We start from the raw sequence: 14,217 nt of genomic DNA, 5'->3' as shown, positions 1-14,217 counted from the left end.
CTCGTATCTCGGCTGGGAGGTAACGTTTTTCCGCATATCGCCAAGCATGGCTCCCGAGGAGAAGCCGTTTTGAGGCCCTCTACTTGGACTCCCCACGGAAAAAGCTACCGCCCAGCCGAGATAGGTGCCGCGGATGAGGGAAATGCCCCTCCGACGCTATGCTTGGGCGTCATGACGAAGCAGCAACTCACGACGCAACGGCTGATACTGCGACCTTGGCGCGATTCGGACGCGGCGGCGCTGTACGAATACGCGAAGAACCCGAACATCGGTCCGGCCGCCGGATGGCCGGCGCACCAGAGCGTCGAGGAAAGCCTTGATGTGATCCGCAACGTGTTCAACGGCCCCGAGGACTATGCGATCACGCTCGCCGAAGATCCGGACACGGCGATCGGCGCGATCTCGCTCAAGCTCGCCGGCGGCTCCGATCTCTTCCCGGCCAACGACACGACGCAGGCGGAAATGGGATTCTGGATCGGCGAGCCGTTCTGGGGCAACGGCTATGTCCCCGAAGCGGCCTGCGAACTGCTGCGGCACGGCTTCGAGGATCTGGATCTGGCCGCGACCTGGTGCGCATACTACGAAGGCAACGTGAAATCGGCACGAGCCCAACAGAAGATCGGTTTCGAGCCCGTGCACGTCATACCGGATACGCCGGTGCCGCTGCTGCACGAAACGCGCACGACCCATGCGAACCGGATGATGCGCGCCCGCTGGCAGGAACTTCAGGCATGTTGACGCACAGGCGGCAAAACCAAGCGCCAGTAAGGGTTTGCCGCCCCTAACATCCAAATTACATAAGGTCCACTTACCAGATTACATAACCCCTACCTATCGAATTACATAACCTCTGCCTGCCGGATCGCATAAGGCCATCGCATCGGCGCCCCGCTCCGGTTACGCCGGCATGTCACGCGACCGCATTAATCCACGAGCCGATGCAGGTCGGGAAGGCCGATCACATTGCCGTGACGCGTCTCCATCGCCTCGACGCCGCCATAGACGAGGAACCGGCGTTCGACGGGGACCTCCATCAGATCAGCGATGTTCGTCAACGTTTCGAAATGCTTCGGGCGGTAGGTGGACGAGGACTTGATCTCGATGACATAATGCGGCCGGCCGCCGCGCTCGATGATGAGATCGGCCTCCTGCTGGTTGCTGTCGCGCCAGTAGTACAGACGCGGCTCCTTGCCCAGTGCCTGATACTGCTTGATAATCTCCGTCACGACGGTGTTCTCGAACAGCGCGCCTCGGCTTTGGCTTGCGGTCAGTTCGTCAGCGGATTCCAGACCGAGCAGGTTCGCGGCAAGCCCCGAATCGTAGAAATACAATTTCGGGGATTTAATCAGCCGCTTACCGTAGTTGCGATGGTAGGGCCGCAGCGGAAACGCGATGAAGCTGGCCTCCAGCACCGAAAGCCAGTCGCGCGCGGTGCTCGCCGCAACATCCGCCTCGTCGGCGAGATGGGAAAGCGTCAGCACCTCTCCCACACGCATCGCGCACAACGTGAGGAACGTATTGAACGCGCTGATGCGGCGAACCCCCAGTTCGGACCGGACGTCCCGGTCCAGATAGGTGGCGATGTAGTTGGGGAAGAAATCGGCGGGTGCGGCAAGGGAGGAATACAGCCGCGGATAGCCGCCCTCGAAGGTGAATGCGGACGGACCGGCCGCCATATCCGCCTGTGCGAGCTCGCGGTAGGACAACGGCAGCAGATGCAGCACGGCGACGCGGCCGGCCAGGGACTGCGAGATGTTGTTGAGCAGCAGGAAGTTCTGGGAGCCGGACAGGATGAACTGACCGGGCTCATTGCGCTCATCGACCACCCGCTGCATGTAGGAGAACAGCTGCGGCACGCGCTGCACCTCGTCGAATATGGCATGTGTCGGGAACCGATCGAGGAATGCGCGCGGATCGTCCGCGGCCAGCTCCCGCATATCGACGTCCTCGAGCGAGACGTACTCGTAGTCCGGGAACGTCGCACGCACGAGCGTGGACTTGCCGCTTTGCCTGGGGCCGGTCAGCGTCACCACGGGATAGGCGCGCGCCCGCTCCTCCAGCACCGATTGCAGATCACGTTCAATGATGCGCCGATCAGCCATGTTCCAACCTTCCCTCACGCTACCTATCAGATTACATACATGCTACCATCCAAATTGCATAAACTCTACCTATCGAATTACATAACCTCTACCTACCAAATTACATAAACGCCACCTTCCGGATCGCATACGAAGATCGCCTGCGCATACCGCCCAACCACCGCCCAACCACCGCCCAGCCATCTCCCGATTGCACCACACGCGCGCATCTGGGCCAAACGGCGCCCGCCGGTTACACTGGTGCGTTATGACGATTTCGCAGGAGGAACTCGACGCGCAGGCGCTCGCGACATTGCGCAGGTACTTCGGCTATGAGGATTTCCGCCCCGGGCAGGGCGCGCTCATCCACGCCATCCTCGAAGGACGCGACGTGCTCGGCGTCATGCCGACCGGCTCCGGCAAATCATTGTGCTACCAGATCCCGTCGCTGCTGCTGCACGGCCTGACGATCGTCATCTCCCCGCTGATCTCGCTGATGAAGGACCAGGTGGACGGCGCGAACGAAATCGGCATCCCGGCTGCCTTCATCAACGGCTCGCAGTCGATCGACGAACAGGAGGACGTCTTCGCCGCCGTGAACGCCGGCCGCGTCCGCCTGCTGTACGTGGCGCCCGAACGACTGGAAACACAGCGGTTCATGAACTTCGCGACGCACGCGGACATCGCGCTCGTCGCCGTCGACGAAGCGCACTGCGTCTCCCAATGGGGTCAGGACTTCCGCTCGTCGTACCTCGGCATCGGCGACTTCATCAACGCGCTGCCCGACCGCCCCACCGTCGCCGCATTCACCGCGACCGCCACTGAGCGCGTGCGCCGCGACATCATCAGCATGCTCGGCCTGCGCGACCCGGAGGTCGTCGTCACCGGCTTCGACCGCACGAACCTGTACTTCGACATCCTCAAACTCGGCACGCGCGACAAGGCGAACTGGATTGCGCGCTACGTGGCCGACCACGCTGACGAATCCGGCATCATCTACTGCGCGACAAGAAAACAGACAGAGGAACTCGCCGAGACAATCAACACGCTCGTCCCGCAGCTGCGCGCCGCATCCGACGCCGCGACGCCCTCGCCCTCCCCAATCGCCGTCGCCTACCATGCGGGACTGCCGCCGGCGCAGCGCGAGCGCGCGCAACGCGACTTCGTGACCGACGCTGTGCCGCTCGTCGTCGCGACGAACGCGTTCGGCATGGGCATCGATAAATCGAACGTGCGCTACGTCATCCACCACAACATGCCGGAGAGCATCGAGGCCTACTACCAGGAGGCGGGACGCGCCGGCCGCGACGGCGAGCCGAGCCGCTGCACGCTGCTGTGGAACGAGTCGGACATCGTCACGCGGCGCCGGCTGCTCGACAACGGCGGCGCCAACGAGCGCCTCACCGAGGACGAGCAGGAGCAAGTGCGCCGCTGGAAACGCCATCTGCTCGACGCGATGGTCGGCTACTGCCGCACGACCGAATGCCTGCACCGCTATATGACGCGCTACTTCGGCGAGGACGGCGAGATGCCGGCCGGCGCGCACTGCGTCGGCGGGTGCGTGAACTGCGACAGCACGTTCTCGACGACCGACGTCTCGCGCATCGCGCGCACGATCAGCATGTGCGTGCACGATCTGGGACAGTCGTACGGCAGCGGCAAGATCGTCGCCGTGCTGCGCGGCTCGCAGGCGAAGGACGTGCTCGATCGCGGCCTCGACCATGTGCCGACCTTCGGCAGGCTCGCCGACGTGTCGCAGTCGACGGTGCGCGATGTGCTCAACCAGATGGTGTCGGACGGGTTCCTGACGATCACCGAGGGGCGGCTGCCGATCGTCATGTTCGGCGCCCGCGCGGCCGAGACGATCGACCCGGCGTTCCACTACGAGATGAAGAGCATCACGCGACCGAAGCCGGTGCGTCCGGCGCGGCAGTCGAATCCGGCGCTCGAGCCGACGACCTTCGGCGGCGGGCACGGCGGCACCGACGAGGCATTGTTCGAACGCCTGCGCGGGCTGCGTCTCGACATCGCGCGCGAGATCGGCAAGCCGCCGTACATCGTGTTCTCGGACCGGTCCCTTCGCGACATGGCGACGCGCCGTCCGCACACCGACGACGAGTTCCTCGAGGTCAGCGGCGTCGGCGCGTCGAAGCTCAGCAAGTACGGCGAGCGCTTCATGCAGGCGATCGCCGACTTCGAGGAGTGACGCTTCCCTGTCTCCCCGGTCCGCGCCCGTCTCACCGCCGCTTGTTGCGATGCGGACACGATGGCCGCGGGCGCCATGGTCGCTGCTACAGTGGGGCGTCTGGGGAACGTCCAGCGCCGGTGCGATGGAATGGTCGGGACAAGGCCGCCCTGGAACCGAGGAAACAGAGAAGGAGAACATCATGGGCTACGGCGACGACCCGTCATACGGACCACCGTTCGGCGACTCCGATCATCCACATCCGTATTCGCAAGGGCCGTCCTTCGGCCAATACGGCAGACCGGCCGATCCGTACGGCTGTCCCGGTCAGGGCGGCACGGGCGCGAACGGCGCCGGAGACGCCCAGCCGAATCTCGGCACGACGCAGTCGCCGTTCCCGTATCCGACGGCCGGCTCCGGTTCCGGATACGGATACCGCCCCGGACAGTCGCCGCACGACCGAGGCCCCAGACCGCAGCGTGGTCCGTACGGCCCCTACGACCGTCCCTACGACCGGTACGGCTCGTTCCCGTATTTTTCGATGCCGAAGCAACCCGAACGGCACGGATCCGGCGCGAAGATCGCAATCGGCGTCGTCGCCGCCGTCCTCGCATCGTCCCTCGCGCTCAGTTGGGCGCTCACCGGGACGACGCCGCCGATGTCGGACGGCGTCGTCCCGTACGCCGTTTCGCAGCAGACCGAGGCGGATTGCGCCACGGGTGCCGCGATGGCCACATGAGGAACCGGAAAACCCGCCCGCTACTTCCCCAGCGCTTCGAAGGCGCCTTCGAGGTCGCCGATGAGGTCGTCGACGTCCTCGATACCGACGGACAGGCGCACGAGGTTCGCCGGCACCTCGAGCGCCGTGCCCGAAACGGACATGTGCGTCATCGCGGCCGGCACCTCGATGAGCGATTCGACGCCGCCGAGCGATTCGGCGAGCGTGAACAGCCGCGTCGAGGCGGCGAAACGCTCCGCCGCCTCCTTGCCGCCGGTGATCTCGACCGAGATCATGCCGCCGAAGCCGCCGTGCATCTGCCGTTCGGCGACCTCGTGGCCCGGATGTGATTCGAGCCCCGGATACCAGACGCGCTCCACGCCGGCGTGCCCTTCGAGCCAATGCGCGATCGTCATCGCGTTCTCGCTGTGCTTGCGCACGCGCAGGTCGAGAGTCTTGAGCCCGCGGATGTCGAGCCACGAATCGAAGGGCGACGGCACGGCGCCGGCCGCGTTCTGCAGGAACATGACCCGCTGCGCGAGCTCGTCGTCGTTCGTGACGACGGCGCCGCCGACGACGTCCGAATGCCCGCCGATGTACTTCGTCGTCGAGTAGACGACGGCGTCGGCGCCGTCGGTGAGCGGATGCTGCAGGATCGGCGACGCGAAGGTGTTGTCGACGACGACGCGCGTGCCGTGCTCGTGCGCGAGCGACGCCGTCAATGCGATGTCGGTGATGTTCAGCAGCGGGTTCGACGGCGTCTCCACCCAGATGTAGCGGTACGACTTGCGCGCGAGCGCCGTGTTGACGGCGGCCGGGTCGGTGATGTCGACGACGTCGAGTTCGACGCCCCACGGCACGAAGACCTTCGCGAGCAGTCGGTAGGTGCCGCCGTAGACGTCGTTGCCGATGAGGATCGCGTCGCCCGGCTTGAGCGTCGAACGCAGCAGCACGTCGATCGCGGCGAGTCCGGAAGAGAACGCGACCGCGTGCCTTGCGCCTTCGACGGCGGCGAGCTGTTCGGTGAACGAGTCGCGCGTCGGGTTGACGGAGCGGCTGTAGTCGTAGCCGTGGCGCAGTCCGCCGACGCCGTCCTGCTTGAATGTCGAGGTCATGTAGATCGGCGTGGAGACGGCGCCGGTGATCGGGTCAGGCTCCTGTCCGGCGTGGATGCCGCGCGTCGCGGTGCCGTAAGTCGTGGTTTCGTTGACGTCGAAGTTGCTCATGGGTGCTGTTGTTCCTTTGGATGCTCTGCGATTGATGATTGATGATTCGGCGATTCATGCGCGCGTTCAAGCGCGGCGCGGCCTCGCGATGTAGCTCGTGACGCTGCCGCTGCCGTGCCCGCGCAGCGGCGCGTGGTGGATGATGAAGGTCGTGCCGCCGGCCGTCCTCGTCGTCGTGCGCGCCGTGTGTATCGTGTCGTGCTTCATAGGTCCGTCTCCTCTGTCGTATCCGTCGTATCCGTCGTATCCGTCGTGATGTGCCGCGTTCAGATCTGCAGCAGCGCCTCGTCGACGATCGACGGGCGCGCCGTCGCGGCGACGACGTCCGCGTAGCCGTGGTCGATCATCCAGTCATCGTTGAAGATCTTCTCGAGGTAGCCGCGGCCGGAATCGGGCAGCAGCACGACAACGGTCTGCGTCTCGTCGAGGTCATGCTCCTTTGCGTATTTGACGGCGGCGGCGACGGCCATGCCGCTCGAGCCGCCGACAAGCAGCCCCTCCTCGGCGGCGAGGCGGCGCGTCATCAGGAACGCCTCGGAGTCGGTGATCTGCACGATCTCGTCGGCGATGTGCTGGTCGTAGGCGCCGGGCATGAAGTCCTCGCCGACGCCTTCGATGTTGTAGCCGTGGATGTTGTCCGGATTCGAGTAGATCGAGCCTTCCGGGTCGGCGCCGATGACGGTGACGGCGCCGTCGGAGACGTCCTTGAGGTAGTTGCCGGTGCCGGAGATCGTGCCGCCGGTGCCGATGCCGGCGACGAAATGCGTGACTTGATGGTCGGTCTGCTTCCAGATCTCCGGGCCGGTCGTCTCGTAGTGGCTGCGCGGTCCGGCCGGATTGAAGTACTGGTTCGGCTTGAACGCGCCCGGGATCTGCTGCGCGAGGCGATCGGAGACGCGGTAGTAGGAGCGCGGATCGTCCGGCGCGACGTCGGTCGGCGTCACGACGACCTCGGCGCCGTAGGCGCGCAGCACGGCGCGCTTCGTCTCGCTGACCTTGTCCGGCAGCACGAAGATCGCGCGGTAGCCGCGCTGCTGGGCGACGAGCGCGAGGCCGACGCCGGTGTTGCCGGAGGTCGGCTCGACGATGACGCCGCCCGGCTTGAGCCTGCCGTCGCGTTCGGCGGCGTCGATGATGCGTTCGGCGATGCGGTCCTTCGACGAGCCGCCCGGATTGAAGTATTCGACCTTGACGGCGATTGTGGCGCGCACGCCCTCGGTGACGTGGTGGAGCTTGACGATCGGCGTGTTGCCGATGTTCTCGGCGATGGTGTCCTGCAGCATGATGGTTCCTTCGGCGTTCGATTGTTCTGGTCTGTGGTCTGTTTGTTTGCTTCGCCGACGCGATTGTTCATGTTCGGTCAGCGGTTTTCGAGACGCCACATGCTCGCATTGGAACCGTATTACGCACAGTTTTTCGTTAGGAGACACCGATGGATTCCGCTGTTTCCCTCTCGTCGAAGTCGTGATGACTACGACCGAAAAGGCTTGGAATCATTGGGTTTCGCAGATGAAGTATCAGATATTGGCGTCGATTCGTACTGATGAATGACCCCGATGAATGATTCTGCTGTCTCAAGTTATGCGTCGATACCCGCGCGCCGGAGGCGTCGGTCAGCGACAACAACAACATGAGCGATTGATCATGGTTGCAAGAATATAACGCCACACCGACAATCAAAAAATACGGCGTCCATATATTGAACGCCGTCGCCCATGAGCCGGCCGCTCACAGCGTCGCCGCGGCGACGAGCTCGCGCGTGTACGGGACCTGCGGGTCGCCGAACACGGCGGCAACGCACCCCTGTTCGACGACGACGCCGTCGTGGAGCACGACGATCGTGTCGGCGATCGACTGCACGACGCCGAGGTCGTGCGAGACGAGCAGCATCCCCATGCGCGGGTCGCGTGCGCGCACCGCGGCGAAGGCGTCGAGGATCTGCAGGCGCGCGGCGACGTCGATTGCGCTCATCGCCTCGTCGGCGAGCAGCAGCCGCGGCCCGGTGACGATCGCGCGCGCGATCGCGACGCGCTGCGCCTGCCCGCCGGACATGTCGATCGGATAGCGGTCGAGGAACTCCTGCGGATCGAGCGCCACGAGGCGCAGCGCTTCGCATACACGTGCGACGAACCCATCATCGGAATGTTTCACATCGTGTTTCCCGCCATCGCCCCTGTCGTGCGCACGCAGCCGCAGCGGTTCGCTCACCGATTGGAACGCCGTCCATCTGGGGTCGAGCGACGAGAACGGATCCTGATAGACGATTCCCGACGCCCGCCGCAGCCGATGCCTCCCGTCGGCCGATGCGATCGGCTCGCCGTCGAAGCGCACGTCGCCCACGTCGGGCGCCTCGAGCCCGAGCAGGATCCGCGTCAACGTCGATTTTCCCGAACCCGAACCCCCGATGACGGCGACGCATTCGCCCTCGTGCACCCGGATCGAGCAGCCGTGCAGCACCTCGTGCCGCCGCCTGCCCTTGCCGAAGCTCTTATGGATGCCGATGCCTTCGAGCAGCGTCGGCGCGTCCGCAACGGAGGTCGCGGTGGATACGGTCGTCGCAGCCGCCGTGGTCCTCCCATCCGTCCCGTTCATCACCGCTCCTCCGTTCCCGTCGTCGAAGTCTCCACGACCGTCTCCTCCGTAGTCGTCTCCGCTACAGTCGTTTCCCTCATGACCGCCGTCTCCCGCGCGTGCGAATCGCCGACGTGCAATGTCAGCCGACGCGCCGCCCCGACGAGCGTGCGCGCCTGCGGCGTATGCGGATCGTCGAGCAGCGCCTGCGTGCGCCCCTGTTCGACGATGCGCCCGGCGTCGAGCACATAGCAGTAGCGCGTGGCGCGCGCGAGTACCGAGAAATCGTGCGTGATGAACAGCAGCGCCGCGCCGGCCTCGTCGACGAGCGAGACGAGCAGGTCGACGATCTGCCGCTGCGTCATCGAATCGAGCGCCGTCGTCGGTTCGTCGGCGATGATCAGCCGCGGCGACGTGATGAGCGCCGTCGCGATGCCGACGCGCTGCTGCTGGCCGCCGGACAGTTCATGCGGCCGCCTGCCGTACAGATCGGCGGGCAGCCCGACCTTGCGCATCATCGCGCGCACGCGCGCTTCGCGTTCGTCGGCCGTCAGCTCGTAGTGCAGCGCGAGCGGCAGCGCGATCTGCCTGCCGACGGTGAGCAGCGGGTTGAGCGACGTTCCCGGATTCTGGAAGACCATGCCGACGGCGGCACCGCGCAGCGCAGCCATCTCGACGTCCGGCAGCCCGACGAGCTGGCGGCCGCCGAGTTCAATCGAGCCGCTGCGCTCGGCCGTCGGCGGCAGCAGTCCCATGATCGCGCGCGAGATCATCGACTTGCCCGAACCGGAAGGTCCGACGAGCCCCACGCGCTGCCCGTCGCGCACCTCGAGATACACGCCGTGCAGGATCGGCCGCGATGCGATCGCGACCCGCAGATCATCGACGACGACGCCCATCGTCACCTCGCAATCTCGGGTTGGTGAGTGGGTCGGCGGCCTCACGCAGCGCGTCGCCGAAGAGGTTGAGCGCCACGACGACGACGGTCACGAGCAGGCCCGGCCACAGCACCGTCAACGGATAGATGTTGATGAAACGCACCGACGTGCTCAGCGAATGCCCCCAGCTGGGCACACCCGACGGCACGCCGACGCCGAGGTACGTCAATCCGGCCTCGGCGAGGACGGCCGTGCCCGCCGACAGCGAGCACTGCACGACGAGCGTCGGCATGACGTTCGGCACGATGTGCGTGGCGAAGACGCGCATCGCGCTTGCGCCGTCCGCACGCGCCGATTCGACGTACATGCTGCGCGCGGCGAGCATCGCCGACGGGCGCGCGACGCGCGCGAGGTTGAGGCCGTAGCCGAAGCCGCAGGCGAGCACGATGACGGCGACCGACGCGCCGAGCGGCACGGCGAGCATCAGCGCGATGAGCACCGTCGGAATCGAGATCAGCGCGTCGATGAGCACGACCGAGCCGTGCGCGAGCGCGGCGGCGCGCGACGTCATCGCGGCGACGAGCAGCAGCCCGATCGCGAGCGCGACGAGGACGGTGAGCGCGACGATGACGAGGTCAGTGCGCGAACCGGCCATCAGCCAGCTGAAGACGTCGGCGCCGACGCCGTCGGTGCCGAGCCAATGGTCGGCGGACGGCTTCGCCCAGACGGCGTAGCCGTTCGTCTCCCACAGCGAACGCGGCGTCCAGAAGAGCGAGACAAGCGAGACGAGGATCCACAGGCCGAGCGTGACGAGCGCGAAGCGGCCGGTGCCGCGCGCCCACATCGACGCGACGACGACGCCGGCGCGCCGCAGCCGGCCGCACTCGACGACGCCGTGCGCGGCCGCAGAGGATGCGTGTTGACTGTCATTCATCGTCCTGCCCCAATCTCGGGTCGAGCGCGCGGTGCGTCAGGTCGATGAGCAGGCCGATGACGAGGAAGAACGCCGCGAGCATGAACAGTTCGCTCTGCACGGCGATCAGGTCGCGGTGCGTCAGGTCGTCGACGAGCCCAGAGCCGATGCCGGGCAGCGCGAACAGGTTCTCGATGACCATGACGCCGGTGATCATCTCGGCGAAGGTCAGTCCGACGACGGAGACAAGCTGCGGCATCGCCAGCCGCAGACCGACGTGCGTGAGCGCGCGTCGGCGCGTCATGCCACAGGCCATCGCCATCTCGATCGCGCCGGTCGAGGCGACCGACTGCAGCGCCGAACGCGTGTAACGCATGATCGACGCGCCGACGATGACGCCGACGGTGACCGCCGGCAGCACGAGCGCGGCGAACGCACGCCCGGGGCTGGACCAGCCGTCCTGCGGGAATCCGGAGGCCGGCAGGATCGGCAGCAGGCCGGTGCCGCGCCCGAACAGCAGGATGAGCACGAGCCCCGCCCACAACGCCGGCACGGCACCGCCGACGATCGCGACCGCCTGGTAGAGGCCGCGGGCGCGCGCGGATTTCGCCATCACCGACGCGCAGCCGAGCGGCACGCCGAGCACGAGCGCGATCAGCAGACCCAGCACGATGAGCGGGAACGTGATCTGCGCGCGTGCGCCGACGACGGACGCGACCGGCTGCCCGGTGAGCATCGTCGTGCCGAAGTCGCCGTGCGCGAGTCCCGCGATCCACGCGCCGTACTGGGCGACGAGCGGACGGTCGAGTCCGAGTTCGGCGCGCAGCGCGGCGACGCGTTCGGGTGGCGAGTTGAGTCCCGCCATGATCGTCGCGAGGTCGCCCGGCAGCACGCGCAGTGCAAGGAACACGACGACGGAGACGACGAACAGCGCGAGCGCGAACAGCGCGCAGCGGCGTGCGAGGTACTTGAGCATCGGCGGGTTAGCCTTCAGTCATCGGGGATCATCGGGGATCATCGGAAATCAGTCGGCGCACGGCGTCACTTCGCCGGCGTGTAGGCGACGTTCCACAGCGGCAGATACGTCTGGTTCATGTTGAGCGGGAAGCCGGTCACGCCCTTGTCCATCGCCGTCGTGATGCGGTAGTTGAGCAACCAGTCGGCGGCCGCGTCCTCGCTGACGATGCGCGCGGCCTTCGCGAGCTTCTCGTCGCGCGTCGCGTCGTCGGTCGCGTGCAGCGCCTCGTCGGTGAGCTTCTGGACGTCCTTGTTGTCGTAGCCGTAGTAGTAGTCGGGGTTCGACCACTGCGTGAAGTCGTGGCTTTCGTTGTGGTCGACGAGCGAGAGGTCGTAGTCCTTGTCGGTGTACACGTCCTGCAGCCATGTCGAGAACTCGACGACGTTGACCTTGAGGTCGATGCCGACCTCCTTGAGCTGCGAGCGCAGCTGGTCGCCGATCTCGCTGCCGTAGGTGTTCGCGTAGGTGAGCGTGAGCTTGAGCGGATGGTCCTTCGTGTAGCCGGCCTCCTTGAGCAGCGCTTCCGCCTTGGCCGCGTCGTGCGGGTACAGCTTCGTCAGGTCCTCGTAGCCGGGGTCGAGCGACGGGATCGGGCCGCCGAGCGCCTTGTCGACGCCGCCGCGTGCCGCGATGAGCTGGTCGTGGTCGATCGCGTAGCGGATCGCCTGGCGCACCTTCTTGTCGGCCGTCGGCCTGCCGGCCGCGTTGTTCATGCCGAGCACGTACTTGTCGGTGCCTTCGCCGGTCTTGACGACGTATTTGGCCGTGTCCTTCCTGAACGGTTCGGCCAGCTGCGCGCTGATCGGCGCGAGCACCTGCACCTCGCCGGACCTGAGCGCGTTGACGGCCGCGTTGTCGTCGGCGTAGTAGCGCACGACGATGGTCGGCGTCTTCGGCTTGGCGCCCCAGTACGTCGGGTTTTCCTCGAGCGTGATCATCGTGTTCGGCTTGAAGTCCTTGACGAGGTACGGGCCGGAGCCGACGGCCTGCGTCTTCGCGACGTACTTCGCGTCCTTGTCGAAGACGAGCCCGGCACGTCCGGTGAGCGCCCACAGCAGCTGCGAATACGGCTGTGACAATGTGATGACGACGGTGTCGTCGCCGCTCGCGCCGATCGTCTCGAGGTTCTTGAGCGAGTCGGCGTCGTGGTACTGCTTGGAGACGAGCTCGTCGAGCGACCAGACGACGTCCTCGGCCGTCAGCGCGTCGCCGTTCGAGAACGTGGCGCCGTCGCGCAGATGGAACGTGTACTTGAGGCCGTCGTCGGAGACCTCCCAGCGTTCGGCGAGCGCGGGGACGACCTTGTTCTCGCTGTCGCGCGCGACGAGTCCCTCGTAGACGTTGCCGATGAGGATCTGGTCGAGGCTCGAGCCGGCCGTGTTGCGGATGTCGAGGTTCGTCGGCGCGAGCTTGAGGCCGATCGTGACGCTCTTCGCGGCGCCGTCGTCGGCCTTGCCGCCGCCGCGCGAGTTGGCGGCGCGCACGCCGAAGATCACGGCGACGAGGACGACGAGGACGAGGACGACGCCGATCCACGGCGCCGCCTTACGCGGGCCGCCCGGCCGCTTCGACTTCGCGGCGAGCGACGCATCCGTCGTCATCGAAGTGTTCGTGTCCGCCTGCTGCGGCTGCTGGTTGCTGTGCTGGTTCTCGGTTGCGCCGGCCTCGCCGTGCGCACCATCTGGTGATGCCATCTTCTGGTCTTTCGTTTTCGTTGGTCGGGTTCCCCGCTTACGGGTGCAGTCGGCACGCGGCGGGCGGTTGGCCGCCTCGATGGGTCGGCCACCACGCGTTATTGTAGAGGACGGTCCATATCTGCCGTGCCAGGCGCGGCGTCATCACCAAGCAAAGGAGCGCATATGCTGATCGCGGTCGATATCGGCAACACGAACATCGTCATGGGATTCGTCGACGACGACGAACGGATCTTCGGCACCTACCGCGTCACGACAAAGGCGAACCACACGTCGGACGAGTACGGCCTGATGCTGCTGCAGTTCCTCGCGCTCAACAAGCTCAAGCCGGCCGACGTTGACGACGTCATCATCGCCTCCGTCGTGCCAAAGGTCATGCATTCGTTCACGTCGAGCATCATCAAGTTCCTCGACGTCGACCCAATCGTCGTCGGCCCCGGCATCAGGACGGGCATGAACATCCGGATCGACGATCCGCGTTCGCTCGGCGCCGACTGCCTCGCCGACTGCGCGGGCGCGTACGCGACCTACGGCGGCCGCGTCCTCGTCATCGACATGGGCACGGCGACGACGTACAACTACGTCGACGCGCACGGCACGATCACCTGCGGCCTCGTGACGACCGGCATCCGCACGGCCTCGGAGGCGCTCGCCTCGGCGACGGCGCAGCTGCCGGAGGTGCAGATCGCGCGGCCGACGACGATCCTCGCGAAGAATACGACGAGCGCGATCCAGGCGGGCCTCTACTACGATTTCCTCGGTGGCATCGAACGGATCATCACGCAGTTCCACCGCGAGATCGACGACGACTTCCGCGTCATCGCCACCGGCGGACTCGCGCGCGTCATCGAGACGCCGATGATCGACGTCGTCGACCCCGACCTCATCTTCAAAGGCATGTTCGCGATCTGGCGCCGCAACGTGTGAGCCGCG

The 14,217-nt window shown here is 66.1% G+C and carries 13 protein-coding genes; 4 read left to right on the top strand and 9 right to left on the bottom strand.

From position 1 onward, the window contains the following. Nucleotides 1-171 precede the first annotated feature (171 nt). Entirely contained in the window at nt 172-738 is a 567-nt protein-coding gene (locus BcFMB_RS05305) for a GNAT family N-acetyltransferase (protein WP_099721225.1), read from the top strand. Between the two features lie 185 nt (nt 739-923). On the opposite strand, the gene BcFMB_RS05300 is transcribed toward BcFMB_RS05305, so the two are convergent. Beyond that, a complete protein-coding gene (locus BcFMB_RS05300; protein WP_099721224.1) occupies nt 924-2,102 on the bottom strand; it encodes an ATP-binding protein in 1,179 nt (392 codons plus the stop codon). 247 nt (nt 2,103-2,349) lie between these two features. On the opposite strand from BcFMB_RS05300, the gene recQ reads away from it, so the two are divergent. Beyond that, nucleotides 2,350-4,287: a DNA helicase RecQ gene (recQ, locus tag BcFMB_RS05295; protein WP_099721223.1), complete on the top strand. Its 1,938-nt coding sequence runs from the start codon at nt 2,350-2,352 to the stop codon at nt 4,285-4,287. A gap of 181 nt (nt 4,288-4,468) precedes the next feature. Beyond that, nucleotides 4,469-5,005, top strand: a complete 537-nt coding sequence (locus BcFMB_RS05290; protein ID WP_099721222.1) for a hypothetical protein — start codon at nt 4,469-4,471, stop codon at nt 5,003-5,005. Nucleotides 5,006-5,025: 20 nt separating this feature from the next. On the opposite strand, the gene BcFMB_RS05285 is transcribed toward BcFMB_RS05290, so the two are convergent. From BcFMB_RS05285 to BcFMB_RS05255, 8 genes are all read right to left on the bottom strand, one after another. After that, on the bottom strand, nt 5,026-6,210 hold the full coding sequence (locus BcFMB_RS05285) for a cystathionine gamma-synthase (RefSeq protein WP_024540710.1): 1,185 nt from the start codon (nt 6,208-6,210) through the stop codon (nt 5,026-5,028). Between the two features lie 66 nt (nt 6,211-6,276). Beyond that, nucleotides 6,277-6,417, bottom strand: coding sequence for a hypothetical protein (locus BcFMB_RS09545; protein ID WP_157775123.1), 141 nt, complete (start codon nt 6,415-6,417; stop codon nt 6,277-6,279). Nucleotides 6,418-6,476: 59 nt separating this feature from the next. Then, nucleotides 6,477-7,493 carry a pyridoxal-phosphate dependent enzyme gene (locus BcFMB_RS05280; protein ID WP_418214990.1) on the bottom strand — a complete coding sequence of 339 codons (1,017 nt, stop codon included), beginning with the start codon at nt 7,491-7,493 and terminating at the stop codon, nt 6,477-6,479. A gap of 445 nt (nt 7,494-7,938) precedes the next feature. Then, nucleotides 7,939-8,802 carry an ABC transporter ATP-binding protein gene (locus BcFMB_RS05275; RefSeq protein WP_099721221.1) on the bottom strand — a complete coding sequence of 288 codons (864 nt, stop codon included), beginning with the start codon at nt 8,800-8,802 and terminating at the stop codon, nt 7,939-7,941. Then, entirely contained in the window at nt 8,802-9,680 is an 879-nt protein-coding gene (locus BcFMB_RS05270) for an ABC transporter ATP-binding protein (RefSeq protein WP_099721220.1), read from the bottom strand. The genes BcFMB_RS05275 and BcFMB_RS05270 overlap by 1 nt, the downstream gene beginning before the upstream one ends. Next, nucleotides 9,661-10,503, bottom strand: coding sequence for an ABC transporter permease (locus BcFMB_RS05265; RefSeq protein WP_099721729.1), 843 nt, complete (start codon nt 10,501-10,503; stop codon nt 9,661-9,663). Before BcFMB_RS05265 ends, BcFMB_RS05270 begins: the two co-directional genes overlap by 20 nt. 82 nt (nt 10,504-10,585) lie before the next feature. Then, on the bottom strand, nt 10,586-11,548 hold the full coding sequence (locus BcFMB_RS05260; RefSeq protein ID WP_099721219.1) for an ABC transporter permease: 963 nt from the start codon (nt 11,546-11,548) through the stop codon (nt 10,586-10,588). Nucleotides 11,549-11,613: 65 nt separating this feature from the next. Beyond that, nucleotides 11,614-13,284 (bottom strand): ABC transporter substrate-binding protein, encoded by a 1,671-nt coding sequence (locus tag BcFMB_RS05255; RefSeq protein ID WP_099721218.1) that lies wholly within the window; start codon nt 13,282-13,284, stop codon nt 11,614-11,616. Between the two features lie 165 nt (nt 13,285-13,449). On the opposite strand from BcFMB_RS05255, the gene BcFMB_RS05250 reads away from it, so the two are divergent. Then, a complete protein-coding gene (locus BcFMB_RS05250; protein WP_024540281.1) occupies nt 13,450-14,211 on the top strand; it encodes a type III pantothenate kinase in 762 nt (253 codons plus the stop codon). The last annotated feature ends 6 nt before the right edge of the window (nt 14,212-14,217 follow it).

It is taken from the genome of Bifidobacterium choerinum (assembly GCF_002761235.1).
Classification (GTDB): domain Bacteria; phylum Actinomycetota; class Actinomycetes; order Actinomycetales; family Bifidobacteriaceae; genus Bifidobacterium; species Bifidobacterium choerinum.
The sequence above is the reverse complement of the archived record's forward strand: the minus strand, read 5'-3'. Positions and strand labels throughout refer to the sequence as shown.